This window comes from Microbacterium sp. SSM24 (genome assembly GCF_025989145.1).
Classification (GTDB): domain Bacteria; phylum Actinomycetota; class Actinomycetes; order Actinomycetales; family Microbacteriaceae; genus Microbacterium.
This window is the reverse complement of sequence record NZ_JAPDNQ010000002.1, coordinates 115,393-131,993: the sequence shown is the minus strand read 5'-3', so window position 1 is coordinate 131,993 and position 16,601 is coordinate 115,393. Positions and strand designations below refer to the sequence as shown.

General features: G+C 69.9%; 16 protein-coding genes. 2 read left to right on the top strand and 14 right to left on the bottom strand.

From position 1 onward, the window contains the following. Window positions 1-44 precede the first annotated feature (44 nt). Window positions 45-1,115, top strand: coding sequence for an aminotransferase class V-fold PLP-dependent enzyme (locus OL358_RS12590; protein ID WP_264710415.1), 1,071 nt, complete (start codon window positions 45-47; stop codon window positions 1,113-1,115). Window position 1,116: 1 nt separating this feature from the next. Here OL358_RS12590 and OL358_RS12585 read toward each other — a convergent pair whose 3' ends face one another. The 8 genes from OL358_RS12585 to OL358_RS12550 all read right to left on the bottom strand — a co-directional run bounded on the left by OL358_RS12585 (window position 1,117) and on the right by OL358_RS12550 (window position 9,763). Beyond that, entirely contained in the window at window positions 1,117-1,968 is an 852-nt protein-coding gene (locus tag OL358_RS12585; RefSeq protein ID WP_264710414.1) for a DUF6999 family protein, read from the bottom strand. A gap of 1 nt (window position 1,969) precedes the next feature. Further along, window positions 1,970-2,668, bottom strand: a complete 699-nt coding sequence (locus OL358_RS12580) for an iron-containing redox enzyme family protein (RefSeq protein ID WP_264710413.1) — start codon at window positions 2,666-2,668, stop codon at window positions 1,970-1,972. After that, the gene (locus OL358_RS12575) at window positions 2,665-3,807 is read right to left on the bottom strand and encodes a 3-oxoacyl-[acyl-carrier-protein] synthase III C-terminal domain-containing protein (protein WP_264710411.1); all 1,143 of its coding nucleotides are present in this window, start codon (window positions 3,805-3,807) and stop codon (window positions 2,665-2,667) included. The genes OL358_RS12580 and OL358_RS12575 overlap by 4 nt, the downstream gene beginning before the upstream one ends. A gap of 99 nt (window positions 3,808-3,906) precedes the next feature. Beyond that, window positions 3,907-5,202: an MFS transporter gene (locus OL358_RS12570; protein WP_264710410.1), complete on the bottom strand. Its 1,296-nt coding sequence runs from the start codon at window positions 5,200-5,202 to the stop codon at window positions 3,907-3,909. Window positions 5,203-5,205: 3 nt separating this feature from the next. After that, complete coding sequence (locus tag OL358_RS12565) at window positions 5,206-5,973, bottom strand: fumarylacetoacetate hydrolase family protein (RefSeq protein WP_264710409.1); 768 nt, start codon at window positions 5,971-5,973, stop codon at window positions 5,206-5,208. Between the two features lie 18 nt (window positions 5,974-5,991). Continuing rightward, window positions 5,992-7,098, bottom strand: a complete 1,107-nt coding sequence (locus OL358_RS12560) for a branched-chain amino acid aminotransferase (RefSeq protein ID WP_264710408.1) — start codon at window positions 7,096-7,098, stop codon at window positions 5,992-5,994. Window positions 7,099-7,161: 63 nt separating this feature from the next. Further along, a complete protein-coding gene (locus OL358_RS12555; protein WP_264710407.1) occupies window positions 7,162-8,214 on the bottom strand; it encodes a 3-isopropylmalate dehydrogenase in 1,053 nt (350 codons plus the stop codon). Between the two features lie 7 nt (window positions 8,215-8,221). Then, window positions 8,222-9,763 carry an MFS transporter gene (locus OL358_RS12550; protein ID WP_264710406.1) on the bottom strand — a complete coding sequence of 514 codons (1,542 nt, stop codon included), beginning with the start codon at window positions 9,761-9,763 and terminating at the stop codon, window positions 8,222-8,224. Between the two features lie 63 nt (window positions 9,764-9,826). Between OL358_RS12550 and OL358_RS12545 the strand changes: the two genes are divergently transcribed. Continuing rightward, window positions 9,827-10,372, top strand: a complete 546-nt coding sequence (locus OL358_RS12545; RefSeq protein ID WP_264710405.1) for a TetR/AcrR family transcriptional regulator — start codon at window positions 9,827-9,829, stop codon at window positions 10,370-10,372. Between the two features lie 6 nt (window positions 10,373-10,378). Here OL358_RS12545 and serA read toward each other — a convergent pair whose 3' ends face one another. The 6 genes from serA to OL358_RS12515 form a co-directional block, all read right to left on the bottom strand. Next, window positions 10,379-11,983: a phosphoglycerate dehydrogenase gene (serA, locus tag OL358_RS12540; RefSeq protein WP_264710404.1), complete on the bottom strand. Its 1,605-nt coding sequence runs from the start codon at window positions 11,981-11,983 to the stop codon at window positions 10,379-10,381. A 132-nt stretch (window positions 11,984-12,115) separates the two neighbouring features. Beyond that, complete coding sequence (locus OL358_RS12535; RefSeq protein WP_264710403.1) at window positions 12,116-12,481, bottom strand: bacitracin resistance protein; 366 nt, start codon at window positions 12,479-12,481, stop codon at window positions 12,116-12,118. Beyond that, window positions 12,478-13,020, bottom strand: coding sequence for a DNA polymerase III subunit gamma/tau (locus OL358_RS12530; protein ID WP_264710402.1), 543 nt, complete (start codon window positions 13,018-13,020; stop codon window positions 12,478-12,480). The genes OL358_RS12535 and OL358_RS12530 overlap by 4 nt, the downstream gene beginning before the upstream one ends. Window positions 13,021-13,201: 181 nt before the next feature. Next, entirely contained in the window at window positions 13,202-14,227 is a 1,026-nt protein-coding gene (ilvC, locus tag OL358_RS12525) for a ketol-acid reductoisomerase (protein ID WP_264710401.1), read from the bottom strand. A gap of 30 nt (window positions 14,228-14,257) precedes the next feature. Continuing rightward, complete coding sequence (gene ilvN, locus OL358_RS12520) at window positions 14,258-14,767, bottom strand: acetolactate synthase small subunit (protein ID WP_264710400.1); 510 nt, start codon at window positions 14,765-14,767, stop codon at window positions 14,258-14,260. Window positions 14,768-14,772: 5 nt separating this feature from the next. Next, the gene (locus OL358_RS12515) at window positions 14,773-16,575 is read right to left on the bottom strand and encodes an acetolactate synthase large subunit (RefSeq protein ID WP_264710399.1); all 1,803 of its coding nucleotides are present in this window, start codon (window positions 16,573-16,575) and stop codon (window positions 14,773-14,775) included. Window positions 16,576-16,601 lie beyond the last annotated feature (26 nt).

Genomic DNA, 16,601 nt, shown 5'->3' with positions numbered 1-16,601 from the left:
CACCTCCTGTAGACGAATGGATGCCGCGCGCCGAAGCTGGATGCATGGCCCTCCAGACGCTCCCGTCTCCCGCGATCGCCGCCGCGAAGTCCGAGTTCACCGGCGGGCGCGGCTACCTCGCCTCGTGCACGGTCGGTCTTCCGACCCGCGCGACGCGTGCGGCCGTGATCGCCGAGCTGGATGCCGCGGCCTCCGGTCGCCCGGATCCCTCGGCCGCCTCCGCCGCGGTCGAGCGCTCCCGCGCCCTCTTCGCCCGGCTCGTCGGCGTGGAATCGCGCGCTGTCGCGATCGGATCCCAGGTGTCGGTCGCGGTGGCCCTGGTGGCGGCATCCCTCCCCCACGGCGCCGAGGTGCTCGTCGCCGACGGCGATTTCTCGTCGGTCGTGCTGCCCTTCGTGCACGCCGGGCGATCGCTCCGCGTCCGCGCCGTCCCCCTTGCGGAGCTCGCCGGTGCCGTGAGCCCGTCGACCGCGATGGTCGCCTTCTCGCTCGTGCAGTCGGCGACAGGCGAGGTGGCGGATGCCGATGCCATCGTCGCCGCCGCATCGGTGCACGGCGCCCGCACGCTGTGCGATGCGACCCAGGCCGTCGGCTGGCTGCCGGTCGAGGCATCCCGCTTCGACGCCCTCGTGTGCCACGCGTACAAGTGGCTGTGCGCGCCGCGGGGCGTCTCGTTCCTCACCCTCTCGCACGACCTCGCGCGCGACGTTCCGCCGCTCTTCGCGGGCTGGTACGCCGGCGAAGACCCCTGGTCGTCGTGCTACGGCGGTGCCGTCGAACTGGCGCCCGACGTGACGCGCTTCGACGCGTCGCCCGCGTGGCAGGCGTTCGTGGGCGCCGCGCCCGCGCTGGCCCTGTTCGCCTCCCTCGACGCGCGGGCCCTGCACGACCACGCCACCGGCCTGGCTGCGGCATTCCGTCGGCGACTCGGCCTCGCGCGGCCGGAACGCGAGAGCGCCATCGTCACGTGGGCAGACCCCGACGGGGCCGCCCTCGCGCGACTCACGGGCGCCGGGATCGTCGCCTCCGGCCGCGCGGGGCGCGCACGCGTCGCGTTTCACGTCTTCAACGACGAGGACGACGTCGAGCTGGCCGCGCGCGCGCTCGGCCGCTGAGTCAGTCGAAGTCCGCCGCCGTCTGGCGCGGGTAGGCGCCGCCGGCGAGCTTCACGAGCTGGGCGTGCGCGTACTCGCACACGAGCGCGTGCCGGTAGACCATCCGCGGCACATCGACGTTGGAATCCATCCAGAGGCTCATGCCCGCGTTCTTCCAGTGCCGGAACGTGTCGTCGTCGGTCACGAGCGCGAGGATCTCGAGGAACGAGTCGTCGAAGCGGATCGAGTGCACCGCGCGCCGGTACTCCTCGACCGTCAGCGCCATCGAGAACGGGATGTTCATGAAGCACAGCGCGGTCTGGATGTCGAGGCGCAGGACGCGCCGGCGGCCGCGTTCGGCGTCGAGCGGCGGGATGTCGAGCTGGGTGAAGTCGAGCGTCTCCGGGCGCGTCAGCGGCACGTCGTCGAGGGCGATCAGCAGGTCGTAGACGTTGACGTCGTGCTCGACCACGGCGTGATCGCCCAGACCCGCGAGCGTCTCGGGGCGGAGCGTGACCGGCTCCATGTCGATCGCCGTGTTGCGGACGATGAAGTTCACGAGATTCGTCTCGACCACGAAGTGGCGGATGAGCAGATCTACCGCGTCGGGCGACACGAAGTGCCTGAGGAACCACACGCAGAGGAAGTCCATCGCGGACAGCGGCATCCACCGGAAGGGCAGCACCCGCTTCACGACCGAGACGAGTGCGACGATGACCCGCGACAGGATGCGCGCGATCGGGTAGAGCCACCGTCGCGACGGACGCCTTTGGTCGTCGATGATCTGCCGCACCAGCGCACGGTCGAGCGGTACCGAGGGGTCGGCGTACACCGCCTCCCACATGCTCGGGTCGGAGCGGACGAACTCCGGCATGTCAGCGATCCAGCTCTTCGAGCTGCAGCACGTAGAGGCGCGCGACGACCTGCGCGCATCGCACCACCTGGTCCGCGGCATCCGCATCGACGATGCCCGACGAGAGGATGGCGTCCATGTCGCCGGTGTGGGCCGCGTCGGCCTGCTCGTGGTACCGCATGAAGTGCACCTGGTTGTCGGCGAGACCGAGCACCTCCTGGAAGCGTGCCGCCCACGCCGCCGCGCGCCGGGCGCCGAGGCCCTCGATGATGAACATCGCGCCCAGGAGGCCCACGGGATTGGGCTGCGATGCGTAGTGGAACATGTAGCCGGACAGCGCCTCGGAGCCGAGGTTCTTCCGCCCGGCGCGCAGGTGCTCGAGCGAGCCGCCCACCGCGACATAGTCGCGCTCGAGCATGAGGTAGTCGCGATGCTCCTCCTCGGCGTGACGGATCGCGGCGGCGCGCAGCTCGAAATGGTCGATGTCGAAGCTCGCGGCCGCGCGTGAGATCCACGGCGATCCGTCGACGACCTGCTGACGCAGGTTGAACAGCAGCCGCTTGTAGTCCTCGAGCGTCACTGCGCCCTCGTCGAGACGGCGCAGGATCGGGACCCGCGTGAGCATGTCCTCGAACTCGGCCCAGACGGCAGCGAGGCGTTCGGCGAGGCTCGACCCGCCGTCGAGCGGAGCGCCGGTGGTCGCGGTCAGGGTGTCGGTCATTGCGAGGCTCCTTGCGGTGCGGGTGGGGCGACCACCGTGAGGTGAGCGAAGGCGAACGAGAAACGGGCGGACTCCGGCACGGCCAGAAGGATCGTCTCACCCGGCGAAAACCGCCCGGTGCGCCACGCCTCCTCGAGTGCGATGAAGATGCTCGCCGCACCGGTGTTGCCCCGGGTCTCGAGATTCGAGAACCAGCGGTCGGTATCGAGCGCGGGGATGCGACGACGGATGCCGTCGAAGGCCAGGTCTCGGAAGATGTTGGTGCTGTAGTGACACAGCACGTGGTCGAGGTGATGCACGTCCACCAGACCGATGTCGACGAGCTCCTCGAACTGCGCGAGGCCGGCATCTGCGAGATCGTCGAGGACGCTCACGTCCTGGCGCAGCAGGAACATGCCGGCCGCCTCGGCGTCGGGGATCGACACGTCCTGCCACGTGCGGCCGACGACGGGATCCGTGCCCGCCATGCCGGCCCGCATGCAGACGTCGTGCTCGTGCGCCAGCGAGACGTGACGCACCCAGTCCACCCGCAGCGACGGACGGTCGGGGTGCGGCTGGAACTCGACCACCACCGCACCGGCGCCGTCGGACAGCATCCATCGCAGGAAGTGGGAATCCATCCCCGCCCTGATCCCGTCGAACCGGAGCTGGCGGAGGCTGCGGCTCGGCAGCTCCGAGCCGACCACCGCGACGCGCGGGTGATCCCCGAGGCGCACCTTGCTCACCGCCGCATCGAGTGCGGACAGGCTCGAGGCGCACACCCCCGAGACCGACAGCAGCTGCATCGGCCCGCCGCCGAGCCGCCCATGCACCATCGACGCGAAGCCCGGCACGAGGGCATCGCCCATCGTGGTGGCCGTCGCCAGCATCCGGATGTCGGCGGCGGTGATCCCGCGATCGTCGAGCGCCGCGCGCAGCGCCTTCACCGCGAGCTCCTCGTTCAGCTCCGTCGGCTCCCCGTTCTCGTCGAGCGCGTAGTGGCGCTGGCGGATGCCGTTGGATTCGAGGATGCGACGACGGATGCGCTCCGTGACGGCGTCGTCGCCCCCGAGGCGCGAGACGATCCCGTCGTTGTCGACGGGCTCACCGGGCAGATACCGGCCGAAGCCGGTGAGGTATGCGGATGCCGTCGTTCCCATGTGGCGACGCTAGGCCATCGACGGGGCATCGCCACGAACATTGTGGGCACGGCACAAATTCGCATGCCGCCTCCCGCATATGGGCGCCCGCCCACGCGGCTAGTCGCCCGCGACGGCCGACGCGCGGCCTCGACGTCGTCCGAGCGGTGCGAGCATGACGGTCGCGATGACGAGCACCCCCACGGCCAGTGCGAGTCCGCCGTAGCCGATCCACGCCAGCACCAGGCCCGCGAGGATCGCCCCCGCCGCGCCGACGAGACTCATGATGAGGTCGCTGAGACCCTGACGGCGGGTGCGCTGCTGCTCGGAGGATGCCTCGGTGAGCAGTGTCGATCCGGCCACGGTCGTCGCACTCCAGCCCAGCCCGAGCAGAACGAGCGCGACGGTCACGATGCCGGAGGACTCGGCACCGAACGACGCGGTGAGGAGCGCCCCGACGAGCAGCGCCTGACCGAGAAGGATCGTCGGGACCCGCCCCACGCGGTCGGCTAGGATGCCGAAGACCGGCGAGAGCGCGTACATCCCGGCGATGTGAAGGCTGATCGTGAGCCCGATGATCGACAGCGACGCGCCGTGGTGCAGCAGGTGCACGGGTGTCATCGCCATGACGGACACCATCACGCCGTGCGCCGCCGCGACGGCGAAGATCGCGTAACGGGCGACGATCGGGTCATCGGGCTTCGCGATCGCCGTCGTGCTCGCCTTCGCTGCGGCGACCACTCGCTGGGCGAGCAGCAGCGGATCGGGGCGCAGGGCGATGAGGTAGAGCGCGATGCCGAGGAGCTGTGCGACGACGGTGATCAGGTACGGCCCGGTCAGCGGCGGCATCCCGACCGCCTGACCCAGGGCCTCGCCCGGACCGGTGAGGTTCGGTCCGAGCACGGCGCCGATCGTCGTCGCCCAGACCACGATCGACAGGTCGCGGCCGCGCGTGGCGTCGGTCGCGAGATCGGCCGCGGCGAACCGGGTCTGCAGATTGGCCGCCTGCCCGGCACCGACGAGCGCGAAAGCGGCCAGCAGCAGCGGGAACGAGCTCAGCGCCACCGCGAGCACGACGAGCACCACTCCGACGAGCGCGATCGACATGCCCGTCGCGAGCGAGACGCGCCGGCCCCGGCGCCGCGCGAACGAGGCGAGGGGGACGGCGAGAGCGGCCGTGCCCAGTGTCACGCCGGCCGCGGCCAGACCCGAGAACGCTTCGTCGCCCGAGATCTCGGCCGCCAGCACCGCTCCGAGCGACAGCGTCGCGCCGAACGCGAGCCCGCCGAGGATCTGCCCGATCGAGAGCACCCACACGCTGCGCCGCTGGACGCGGGCGATCTCGGCGGGGGCGAGGGAGGCGGCATCCCTGTCGTCGGTGCGCGCCCCCGGCGCGTCGGACGGCGGGAGGGACATCGGTCAGGCCGTGCGCGCGGTGTTGCGCAGCGTGCCGAGTCCGGTGATCTCCACCTCGACGGTGTCACCCGCCGTGATCTGCCCGACGCCCGCCGGCGTACCGGTGAGGATCACGTCGCCCGGGAGCAGGGTGAACGCCGCCGACGCGAACTCGATGATCGCGGCGAGCGAGAAGATCATGTCGCTGATGGGCCCCTGCTGGCGCACCTCGCCGTTGAGCCGGGTCGTGATGACCGCCGGACCGTCCACGTCGAACTCGGTCTCGATCGCCGGGCCGAGCGGGCACGACGTGTCGAACCCCTTCGCTCGCGCCCACTGGCCGTCCGACTTCTGCCAGTCGCGCGCGGTGAGGTCGTTGGCGATCGTGTAGCCGAACACGTGGTCCAGCGCGCGTTCGGCCGGGACGTTCCTCGTGATGCGCCCGATGACGGCGGCGAGCTCGCCTTCGTAGCTGACGAACTCGGAGTGCTTCGGGAGCACGACGGCATCGCCCGGCCCGATCACCGAGGTGTTGGGCTTGAAGAACAGCATCGGCGCCGGTGGCACGTCGTTGCCCAGCTCCGCGGCGTGGTCGCGATAGTTGCGACCGATGCACACGACCTTCGACCGCGGGATCACGGGCGCCAGCAGCGCCACGTCGGCGAGCGGCACGCGCTCCCCCGTGGTGTCGAAGCCGGCGAACATCGGGTCGCCGTCGAGGACGACGAGCTCGCCCTCGTCGACGATTCCGAACCGGATGGACTCGTTGTGGCTGAAGCGTGCGATCCTCACCCGACGACCCTAGCCGTCCTACGCGTCGAGGCGCAGGAGCCAGCCGTGCTTGTCTTCACGACGCCCGTACTGGATGTCTGTGAGCTCTTCGCGCAGCGACAGCGCGAGCTCGCCGATGGGCTGCTCGTCGAAGAAGTCGCGCCCCTTCAGGAGCCCGATCGGCGTGACGACGGCGGCGGTGCCGCACGCGAACACCTCGACGATGTCGCCGGATGCCACGCCCTGCCGCCACTCCGCGAGGGAGACCGCTCGCCCCTCGACCTTGTGGCCGCGGTCCTTCGCGAGCTGCAGGATCGAGTCGCGCGTGATGCCCTCGAGGATCGACGGCGACTCGGGCGTGACGATCGTGCCGTCCTTGTAGACGAACACGACGTTCATGCCGCCGAGCTCCTCGACATTGCCCTGGGCGTCGAGGAACACGACCTGGTCGCACTCGTTCTCGTAGGCCTCGGCCTGCGGCAGCAGGCTCGAGGCGTAGTTGCCGCCGGTCTTCGCCGCCCCGGTGCCGCCCTTGCCGGCGCGGGCGTAGTCCTCGCTGAGCCAGATCGACACCGGCTGCACGCCGCCCTTGAAATAGGCGCCCGCGGGCGAGGCGATGACGTAGTAGCCGACCTTGTGCGCGGGACGCACGCCCAGGAAGGCTTCCTTGGCGAACATGAACGGACGCAGGTACAGGCTCTGATCGGCACCCGAAGGCACCCAGTCGCCGTCGATCGCGACGAGCTCGCGCAGCGACTGGATGAAGTACGACACCGGCAGCTCCGGCAGCGCGAGGCGCCGCGCGGAACGCTGCAGACGGCGTCCGTTCTGGTCGGGACGGAACGTGTGGATCGAGCCGTCGGCGTGACGGTAGGCCTTGATGCCCTCGAAGATCTCCTGACCGTAGTGGAGCACCGCGGCGGCGGGATCGAGGGTGAGCGGTCCGTAGGGCTGGACGCGCGGGCGGTGCCATCCGCCGCCGACCGACCAGCAGACGTCGACCATATGGTCGGTGAAGCTGGTGCCGAAGCCGGGGTTGGCGAGGATCTCTGCGCGCTGCTCGGCGGACTTCGCCTGCAGGTTGCGGCTGACGGTGAACTCGAGAGGGGCGAGTCCGGTGTCGGGATCGGTGTCGATGAGCGTCATGACGGGCCTGTGCTTTCGTGAGGAGCGCGTGCTCCTGGAGTGGCGGCGCTTGCCGGTTCCAGGTTACGCCCGGAGCCGATCGGCGATGGCGTCGCCGATCTGCGCCGTGGTGCGGGATGCCGCACCCCGCTGCGCGATGTCCGCCTCGACCGCGCGGGTGACGGCGAGGGACTCGTCCCGGAGCCCGAGGTGATCGAGCAGCAGGGCGGTGGAGAGGATCGCGGCCGTGGGGTCGGCCTTCTGCTGACCTGCGATGTCGGGCGCCGATCCGTGCACGGGCTCGAACATCGAGGGGAACGCGCCGTCGGGGTTGATGTTGCCCGATGCGGCGAGGCCGATGCCACCGGTGACGGCTCCGGCCAGGTCGGTAAGGATGTCGCCGAAGAGGTTGTCGGTGACGATCACGTCGAATCGGCCCGGGTTCGTGACCAGGAAGATGGTTGCCGCGTCGACGTGGAGGTAGTCTACGGCCACGTCGGGGTGCTCCGTCGCCACCGCGTCGACGATCCGCTTCCAGATGCCGCCCGCGTGCACGAGCACGTTGGTCTTGTGCACGAGCGTCACCTTCTTGCCGCGGCGCTGCGCCAGGTCGAACGCATACCGGACGACGCGCTCGACGCCGAACGCGGTGTTGACGGACGTCTCGTTCGCCACCTCGTGCGGGGTCCCGCGGCGGATCGAACCTCCGTTGCCCACGTACGGACCCTCGGTCCCCTCGCGCACGACGACGAAGTCGATGTCGCCGGGCGCGGCGAGCGGTCCGGGCACGCCGGGGTAGAGCTTCGAGGGGCGCAGATTGACGTAGTGGTCGAGCTCGAAACGCAGCCGGAGCAGCAGTCCCCGCTCGATGTTCGCGTCCTTCAGACGCGGGTCGCCGGGCACGCCACCGACGGCGCCGAGCAGGATGGCGTCGTGCTCGGCGATCGCCTGCAGGTCGGCATCCGTCAGCGTGTCGCCCGTCTCGAGGAAGCGTGCGGCTCCGAGCGAGAACCGGGTCTTGTCGAACCGGATGCCGCTGCCAGCCGTCGCCGCGTCGAGGACCTTCTCGGCCTCGGCGATGACCTCGGGACCGATGCCGTCACCGGGGATGACGGCAAGCTTCACGACACGCGACATGGTGCTCCTACGACTTCTGGCGGGATCCTCCCAGGGTAGTGGCCGCGATGACCCCTGCGACGACGACGAGGGCGGCTCCGATGAGCGCCGTGACGGTGACCCCGGCGTCGAAGGCCGTGGCCGCGGCCGCGAACAGCGCCTCGCCGGTCGCGCCGCCGAGCTGGTCCGAGGCGTGGACCGCGCCGGCGAGCGTCTCGGAGGCTGCCGCCGCCGCGGCATCCGGAACACCGTCGGGCACGACGAGATTGGCACGGTAGAGGGCCGTGAGGATGCCGCCGAGCACCGTCGTTCCGAGCACCGCACCCAGTTCGTAGGCGGTCTCGGAGACCGCGCTGGCTGCGCCTGCCTTCGCGGGCGGTGCGCTGGAGAGCACGAGCTCGTTGGACACCGTCTCGGCCGCGCCGATGCCGATGCCGAGCGACACGAACGCGGCCACGAGCGCTGCGATGCTCTCGGGTCCGGTCGAGAAGGCGACGACGATGTAGCCGACGAGCGAGAAGACCAGCGCCGACGGGACCACGACGCGAGCAGGCCACCTCTTCGCGATCGGCACGACCGCCAGACCCGCGGCGATCATCATCGCGAGCCCCGGCACCAGGGCGAGACCCGCCTGCATCGGCGAGAGGCCGACGATGAGCTGCAGGTGCTGTGCGACGAAGAACAGGAAGCCGACCAGCGCGATCACGCTCAGCAGGTTGACCAGCAGGGCTCCGCTGAACGTGCCTCGGCGGAACAGGCGCATGTCGAGCATCGGCGTCTTCGCGCGCAGCTGCCGGCGGACGAAGAGCACGCCGAAGCCGAGTCCCGCGAGCATCGGCAGCCAGGCTGCGATGACGAATCCGTGCACGGCGAGCTCTTTGATGCCGTAGACGATCGGGATCATCGTGGCCATCGACAGCACGATGCTCACCGGATCGATCCGGCCCGGCTTCGGGTCGCGGCTCTCGGGGACGAGGAGGGGCGCGAACACGAGCAGCGGGATGAGCACCGGCACCGACAGGAGGAAGACCGAGCCCCACGAGAAGTGCTCGAGCAGCAGACCGCCGACGATCGGTCCGAGCGCCGCACCCGCCGAGAACATCGCCGCCCACACGGCGATCGCGAGGCGCCGCTGGTCGCGGTCGGTGAAGATGCTGCGAAGCAGCGAGAGCGTCGAGGGCATCAGCATCGCGCCGAATACGCCCATGGCAGCCCGCGCGGCGATGAGCCACGCCGCGCTGGGCGCGAACGCGGCGAGCACGGAGACGGCGGCGAAGCCGGTGGCGCCGATGAGGAGCATCCGCCGTCGCCCGAAGCGATCGCCGAGCGTGCCCATCGTGACGAGCAGGCCCGCGAGGACGAGCGGATAGGCGTCGATGATCCATAGCTGCTGGGCGCTGCTGGGTCCGAGTTCGAGCGCGATAGACGGGAGCGCGAAGCTCAGCACCGTGTTGTCGACCGAGACGAGCAGCACCGGCAGCATGAGGACGATGAGCGCGGCCCAGCCGCGCCAGCCGACCCGCTGTCCTCGGGCATCGGCGAGCGAGAGTTCTTGAGTGAGTGTCATCATTTCTATACCGTCCAGCCGGTATAGTATCAGGATGCCGCGGCCGCTGTCGATACCATCGAGCCCATGAGTCGCCCTCCCCTCGCCCGCGAGAAGGTGCTCGACGCCTTCGAGCAGATCCTCATCGACGACGGCGAACGCGCGGCGACCATGGACGCCACGGCGCGTGCCGCCGGAGTGTCCAAGGGCGGCCTGCTCTACCACTTCGGTTCGAAGGACGCGCTCGAGGCCGGCCTTATCGAGCGCCTGATCGCACTCGTGGCCGAGGACGTCGCCGAGATGAAGGCCGCTCCGGAGGGACCGATCGCCTACTTCCTGCACACTTCCGTGAACTCGAACGACCCGATCGACAGAGCGATCCTCGCCACCTCACGCCTCGCCCAGGGAGGCAACACCGCCGCCGGCGACTCGCTTCGCAGCATCCGTGATCAGTGGGCGTCCGCGCTCGAACCGCACACCAAGGACGCGACGGCCCTCGACCTCGTGATGCTCGTGAGCGACGGCCTGTACTTCAACAACGCGCTGTCGGGCGGCTCGATCCCGGGCCCGGTCCCCCGCGGTGCCGCGCTGGACGCCCTGGTCGCGCTCGTGGAGCGCTCGACGCGCCCTTGACGCGGCTCAGGACTCGGTGATCTCGATCTGCCGGAACAGGTCGGCCCGGATGTCGGCGCGCACCTCGTCGAGGAGCTCGTCGGCGACCGGCGAATCGACCGTCAGCACCGACAGCGCCTGACCGCCGGCCTCGCGGCGCGCGATCTGCATCCCCGCGATGTTGATGCCGGCGTCGCCGAACTTCTGCCCGTAGACCGCGACGATGCCCGGCCGATCGGTGTAGACCATGACGACGTGGTGCTTCTCGATCGGCAGCTCGATGGCGTAGCCGTTGATGCCGACCAGCTTCTCGATCTGCTTCGTGCCCGTGAGGGTTCCCGACACCGACAGCTGCGAGCCGTCGGACAGCGCACCGCGCAGCGTGATGAGGTTGCGGTACTCGGGGCTGTCGTCGTCGACGAGGAGACGCACCTCGACTCCGCGCTGCTCGGCGAGCAGGGGCGCGTTCACGTACGACACCGTCTCGCTGACGATGTTCGTGAAGACGCCCTTGAGCGCGGCGAGCTTGAGCACGCTCACGTCGTAGGCGTTCAGCTCGCCGTGCACCTCGACGTCGAGGCTCGTGAGCGGGGAGTGCGCGAGCGCGGCGAAGATCTGGCCGAGCTTCTCGACCAGCGGGATCCCGGGGCGCACGTACGGGTCGATGACACCGCCGGCGACGTTGACGGCGTCGGGGACGAGCTCGCCGCCGAGCGCGAGGCGCACGGAGCGGGCGACGGAGACGCCGGCCTTCTCCTGGGCCTCCTCGGTCGACGCGCCGAGGTGCGGCGTGACGACGACGTTGGGCAGATCGAGGAGCGCGCGAGCCGTGCCACCCTCGACGGGGGGCTCGCTCGTGAAGACGTCGAGCCCGGCACCGGCGATCTCTCCCGCGGTGAGCGCGGTGTGGAGCGCCGCCTCGTCGATGAGTCCGCCGCGGGCGACGTTCACCACGAACGCCGAGGGCTTCATGATCTTGAACTGCTCGGCGCCGATCATGCCCGTGGTCTCGGGCGTCTTGGGCATGTGGATGGTGACGAAGTCGCTCTGCTCGAGCAGCTCGTCGAGGCTGAGCAGCTGCACGCCGAGCTGCTGAGCGCGGGCGCTCGTCACGTACGGGTCGTAGGCGACGACGCGCATGTCGAAGCCCTGCAGGCGGGCGGCGATGAGCGCGCCGATGCGGCCGAGTCCGATGATGCCGACCGTCTTCTCGAACAGCTCGGTTCCGGTGTACGAGCTGCGCTTCCACTGGCCCTGCGCGAGCGACGCGTGAGCGGCCGGGATGCGGCGCGCGAGGCTCAGGATGTGCCCGACCGTGAGCTCGGCCGCAGAGATGATGTTCGACGTCGGCGCGTTCACGACCATCACGCCGGCCGTCGTCGCGGTCTTGATGTCGACGTTGTCGAGTCCGACGCCGGCGCGCGCGACCACCTTCAGCAGCGGCGCCGCCTGGATCGCCTCCGCGTCGATCTTCGTGGCCGACCGGATCAGGACGGCGTGGGCGTCGGCGAGTGCCGACAGCAGGGCCGGACGGTCGGTGCCGTCGACGTTGCGCACGTCGAAGTCGGGACCGAGGGCGTCGATCGTGGCGGGAGAGAGTTCTTCGGCGATCAGCACGACAGGCTTCGTCACGGGATATTCCTTCGAGGGGCGGTGCGCGAAGGCGCGGTGCAGAGCGGATGCCGCGCCGCACGCCAGAGGGGGCGAGGCCGCTCTCAGCCTACCCGGGGCCGACGGATGTCCTCGACCGTGTGACGCTGCTGGTCAGCCGAGGAGCGATGCGCCGTACACGGCCGCGTACGCGACGACGTTGAGCCAGAAGACCGCGACGACGCACAGCCCCGCGAAGAGGACCAGGGCGAACTGCCACCACGCGCGGCGCCAGCCGACCGCGAAGGCGACGGCGAAGGCGATGAGGGGGAACACGACGGCCAGCAGCAGCACGAACCACCCGTAGGCGTTGAGGCCGAGCGGGCCGGTCGCCTGCGCGATGAGGAACGCGAGGGCGTTCCACAGCGCGTACGCGTAGAACAGGCCGAAGAGCACCGAGATGGCCACGACGACCCCGGTGGGGGTGGCCCGGCGTCCGGCGGGGGCGGATGCCGCGGCATCCGTGGTCGCATCGCTCATCGCCCGATCGCCCCCACCATGATGAACGGCCACGGGACGAGGAGCACCACTCCCCCGACGAGCCACGCGAAGCGCACCCACAGGCGCCGGCCGCGCGTGAGGACGAGGACGGTGGCGAACCACACGAGGGGCGCGAGGACGGCGAGCCAGAGGCTGACCTGGTAGGCGAGGGGGGCGACGAGGAACTCGGCCGTGCCCTGCAGGCGCAGGCCTCCGATGAGCCAGCCGACGGCGTAGAGCACCGAGAAGCCGCCGAGCACGCCGAGCGAGATCAGCTCGGCGTTGCCCATCGCCGGGGAATCGTCGTCCCGCGCATCGGAGTCGTCCTGCTCGTCGAGCGCCCGGGGCGCACCGTCGTCCGACAGCGACTCGCTGCCTCTGCCGACCGCCGTGTACCCCTCCGGAAGCACGACGGTCTCGGCGGGCGCGGCGGGCTCCGACGGCGCCGTCTCGACGGCGTCCTCGGCACGTGACCCGACGTCGAGCGTCGGGTCGTCGTCACCCCAGCTCAGGGCCTCGTCATCGCGTCCGGTCGGCACTCCCTCAGCGTAGCGGGGCGCCCGTCCCCGCCGGACGTCCCGCTCCCCCTCCCCGAGTCCGATCTGCTCCTGACGACGCGCACCGCGAAAGAAGCGACCCGCAGCGAACAGCCCTGGTCGAGGGCGGTCCGCTGCGGGTCTGGATAGCCGTTCCGGTGGGCACGACTGGCTCAGCGAGAGGTCAGCGCGCAGCGCTTCCTTCCGTGTAGTCAGCGTCCTGCTGCTTCCACGCGAACAGGCCGCGGAGGTCACGGCCGACCTCTTCGATCGGGTGGGCGGCGGCCTTCTCGCGCAGCGCGAGGAACTCCACCGCGCCGTTGTCCTGGTCGCCGATGAAGCGCTCCGCGAACGCACCCGACTGGATGTCGGCGAGAACGGCCTGCATGTTCTCCTTGACGTGCGGGTCGATCACGCGGGGGCCCGAGACGTAGTCGCCGTACTCGGCGGTGTCGGAGACCGACCAGCGCTGCTTGGCGATGCCGCCCTCCCACATGAGGTCGACGATCAGCTTCAGCTCGTGCAGCACCTCGAAGTAGGCGATCTGCGGCTGGTATCCGGCCTCGGTGAGCGTCTCGAACCCGTACTGGACGAGCTGCGACACACCGCCGCACAGCACGGCCTGCTCGCCGAACAGGTCGGTCTCGGTCTCTTCGGTGAAGGTCGTCTTGATGACGCCGGCGCGGGTGCCGCCGATCGCCTTCGCGTACGACTTCGCGAGGTCCCACGCGGTGCCCGAGGCATCCTGCTCGACGGCGATGATGTCGGGGATGCCGCGGCCGGCGACGTACTCGCGACGGACGGTGTGGCCCGGAGCCTTCGGCGCGATGAGGATCACGTCGACGCCCTCGGGCGCCTGGATGTAGCCGAAGCGGATGTTGAAGCCGTGCGCGAACGCGAGTGTCTTGCCGGTCGTGAGGTGCGGCTTGATCTCGTTGTTGTAGATGCCGCGCTGGTGCTGGTCCGGCGCGAGGATCATGATCACGTCGGCCCACGCGGCCGCGTCGGCGACGGTCTTGACCTCGAAGCCCTCGTCCTGTGCCTTCTGGGTGGACTTCGAGCCCTCCTTGAGCGCGATGACGACCTCGACGCCAGAATCGCGCAGGTTCTGCGCGTGCGCGTGGCCCTGCGAGCCGTAACCGACGATCGCGACCTTCTTGCCCTGGATGAGCGACAGGTCGGCGTCGTCGTCGTAGAAGAGTTCAGCCATTGTGTGTTTCTCCTTGATGAGTGGTTGTTGTCAGCCGCGCAGGACGCGTTCGGTGATGCTCTTGCCGCCGCGGCCGATCGCGAGCAGGCCCGACTGGGCGAGCTCCTTGATCCCGAAGGGCTCCAGGGCGCGCAGGAAGGCCTCGACCTTGCCCTTGTCGCCGGTGACCTCGACGACGATCGCGTCGGTGGCGTAGTCCACGACCGACGCGCGGAAGAGGTTCACGACCTCCAGCACGTTCGAGCGGGTCTGGTTGTCTGCGCGCACCTTGATCAGCACGTGCTCGCGCTGGACGGATGCGACGGGGTCGAGTTCCACGATCTTGATGACGTTGACGAGCTTGTTGAGCTGCTTGGTCACCTGCTCGAGAGGAAGCTCGTCGACGTCGACGACGACGGTGATGCGCGAGAGGCCGGGGACCTCGGTCACCCCCACCGCGAGCGATTCGATGTTGAAGCCGCGGCGCGCGAACAGGCCCGCGACACGGGTCAGGAGGCCCGGCTTGTCCTCGACGAGGAGGCTCAGCACGTGAGTGGTCATGTCGCTCAGTCCTCCTGCTCGAATGCCGGTGCGTGGTCGCGCGCGTACTGGACGTAGCTGTTGCTGACGCCCTGCGGCACCATCGGCCACACCATCGCGTCGGCGCTCACCACGAAGTCGATGACGACCGGCCGGTCGTTGGTCTCGAGAGCCGTCTTGATGGCGGCATCCACGTCCTCTTCCTTCTCGACGCGGATCGCGAGGCAGCCGTACGCCTCGGCGAGCTTCACGAAGTCGGGAATGCGCACCGTGCCGTGACCCGTGTTGAGGTTGGTGTGCGAGTAGCGGCCGTCGTAGAAGAGGGTCTGCCACTGGCGCACCATGCCCAGGGACGAGTTGTTGATGATCGCGACCTTGATCGGGATGTTGTTGATCGCGCAGGTGGCGAGCTCCTGATTGGTCATCTGGAAGCATCCGTCGCCATCGATCGCCCACACGTGACGATCGGGCTCGGCGACCTTCGCGCCCATCGCGGCGGGAACCGAGTAGCCCATCGTGCCGGCGCCGCCGGAGTTGAGCCACGCGTTGGGACGCTCGTACTTGATGAACTGCGCCGCCCACATCTGGTGCTGTCCGACGCCGGCGGCGTAGATGCCCTCGGGCCCGGTGAGCGCGCCGATGCGCTGGATCACGTACTGCGGCGACATGAGGCCGTCGCTGGGCTGCGTGTAGCCGAGCGGGAACTCGTCGCGCAGACCGTCGAGGAAGGACCACCACTCGGCGATGTCGGGCGTGGATTCCGCCGACGTCTGGCGGAAGGCCACGTCGAGATCGACCAGCACCTCCTTGAGGTCGCCGACGATCGGCACGTCCGCAGTGCGGATCTTCGAGATCTCCGCGGGATCGATGTCGACGTGCACGACCTTCGCGTTGGGGGCGAACAGCGCCGCCTTGCCCGTCACGCGGTCGTCGAACCGCGCACCGAGCGAGACGAGCAGGTCGGCCTCCTGCAGGGCGAGCACCGCGGGCACCGTGCCGTGCATGCCGGGCATGCCCAGGTGCTGCTCGTGGGAGTCGGGGAACGCGCCGCGCGCCATGAGGGTCGTCACGACGGGCGCGCCCGTCGACTCCGCGAGGGTGAGGAGCTCCTCCGACGCCTTCGCGCGGATCACGCCACCGCCGACGTAGAGCACCGGCTTCTTCGCCTCGGCGATGAGCTGCGCCGCCGCCTGGATCTGCTTGCCGTGCGCCTTCGTCACCGGACGGTAGCCCGGCAGGTCGATCTTCGGCGGCCACACGAACGGCGCCTCGGCCTGCTGCGCGTCCTTGGTGATGTCGACCAGGACCGGTCCCGGGCGGCCGGTGCCGGCGATCTCGAACGCGGCGGCGATCGCGCCGGGGATCTCCGAGGCGTCCTTCACCAGGAACGAGTGCTTCGTGATCGGCATCGTGATGCCGACGATGTCGGCCTCCTGGAAGGCATCCGTTCCCATGAGGTTCGAGAAGACCTGCCCGGTGATGCAGACGATGGGCACGGAGTCCATGTACGCATCGGCGATCGCCGTGACGAGGTTCGTCGCACCGGGACCCGACGTCGCGATGGCGACGCCGATCTTGTTCGATGCCGCGGCGTACCCCTCCGCCGCGTGGCCGGCGCCCTGCTCATGCCGCACGAGGATGTGGCGCAGGTCGCTCGAGTCCATGAGCGGGTCGTACACCGGGAGGATGGCTCCGCCCGGCAGCCCGAAGACGTCGGTGACGCCGAGCAGCTCGAGCGAGCGGACGACCGCCTGCGCGCCCGTGAGCACGGGCGCGGTGGCGGTGCGAGCGGGTGGCCGTGGAAGGGCCGCAGCAGTTTCGGCAGGCATGGTGATGATCCTCGATCGGTCGGGGT

Bases quoted from the DNA above. Each gene is read 5' to 3' on its own strand.
- OL358_RS12590 (WP_264710415.1), top strand. From the start codon at position 45: ATGGCCCTCCAGACGCTCCCGTCTCCCGCGATCGCCGCCGCGAAGTCC.
- OL358_RS12585 (WP_264710414.1), bottom strand. From the start codon at position 1,968: ATGCCGGAGTTCGTCCGCTCCGACCCGAGCATGTGGGAGGCGGTGTAC.
- OL358_RS12535 (WP_264710403.1), bottom strand. From the start codon at position 12,481: ATGAGCGATGCGACCACGGATGCCGCGGCATCCGCCCCCGCCGGACGC.
- OL358_RS12545 (WP_264710405.1), top strand. From the start codon at position 9,827: ATGAGTCGCCCTCCCCTCGCCCGCGAGAAGGTGCTCGACGCCTTCGAG.
- OL358_RS12550 (WP_264710406.1), bottom strand. From the start codon at position 9,763: ATGATGACACTCACTCAAGAACTCTCGCTCGCCGATGCCCGAGGACAG.
- OL358_RS12580 (WP_264710413.1), bottom strand. From the start codon at position 2,668: ATGACCGACACCCTGACCGCGACCACCGGCGCTCCGCTCGACGGCGGG.
- OL358_RS12560 (WP_264710408.1), bottom strand. From the start codon at position 7,098: ATGACGCTCATCGACACCGATCCCGACACCGGACTCGCCCCTCTCGAG.
- ilvN (WP_264710400.1), bottom strand. From the start codon at position 14,767: ATGACCACTCACGTGCTGAGCCTCCTCGTCGAGGACAAGCCGGGCCTC.
- OL358_RS12570 (WP_264710410.1), bottom strand. From the start codon at position 5,202: ATGTCCCTCCCGCCGTCCGACGCGCCGGGGGCGCGCACCGACGACAGG.
- ilvC (WP_264710401.1), bottom strand. From the start codon at position 14,227: ATGGCTGAACTCTTCTACGACGACGACGCCGACCTGTCGCTCATCCAG.
- OL358_RS12515 (WP_264710399.1), bottom strand. From the start codon at position 16,575: ATGCCTGCCGAAACTGCTGCGGCCCTTCCACGGCCACCCGCTCGCACC.
- OL358_RS12575 (WP_264710411.1), bottom strand. From the start codon at position 3,807: ATGGGAACGACGGCATCCGCATACCTCACCGGCTTCGGCCGGTATCTG.
- OL358_RS12555 (WP_264710407.1), bottom strand. From the start codon at position 8,214: ATGTCGCGTGTCGTGAAGCTTGCCGTCATCCCCGGTGACGGCATCGGT.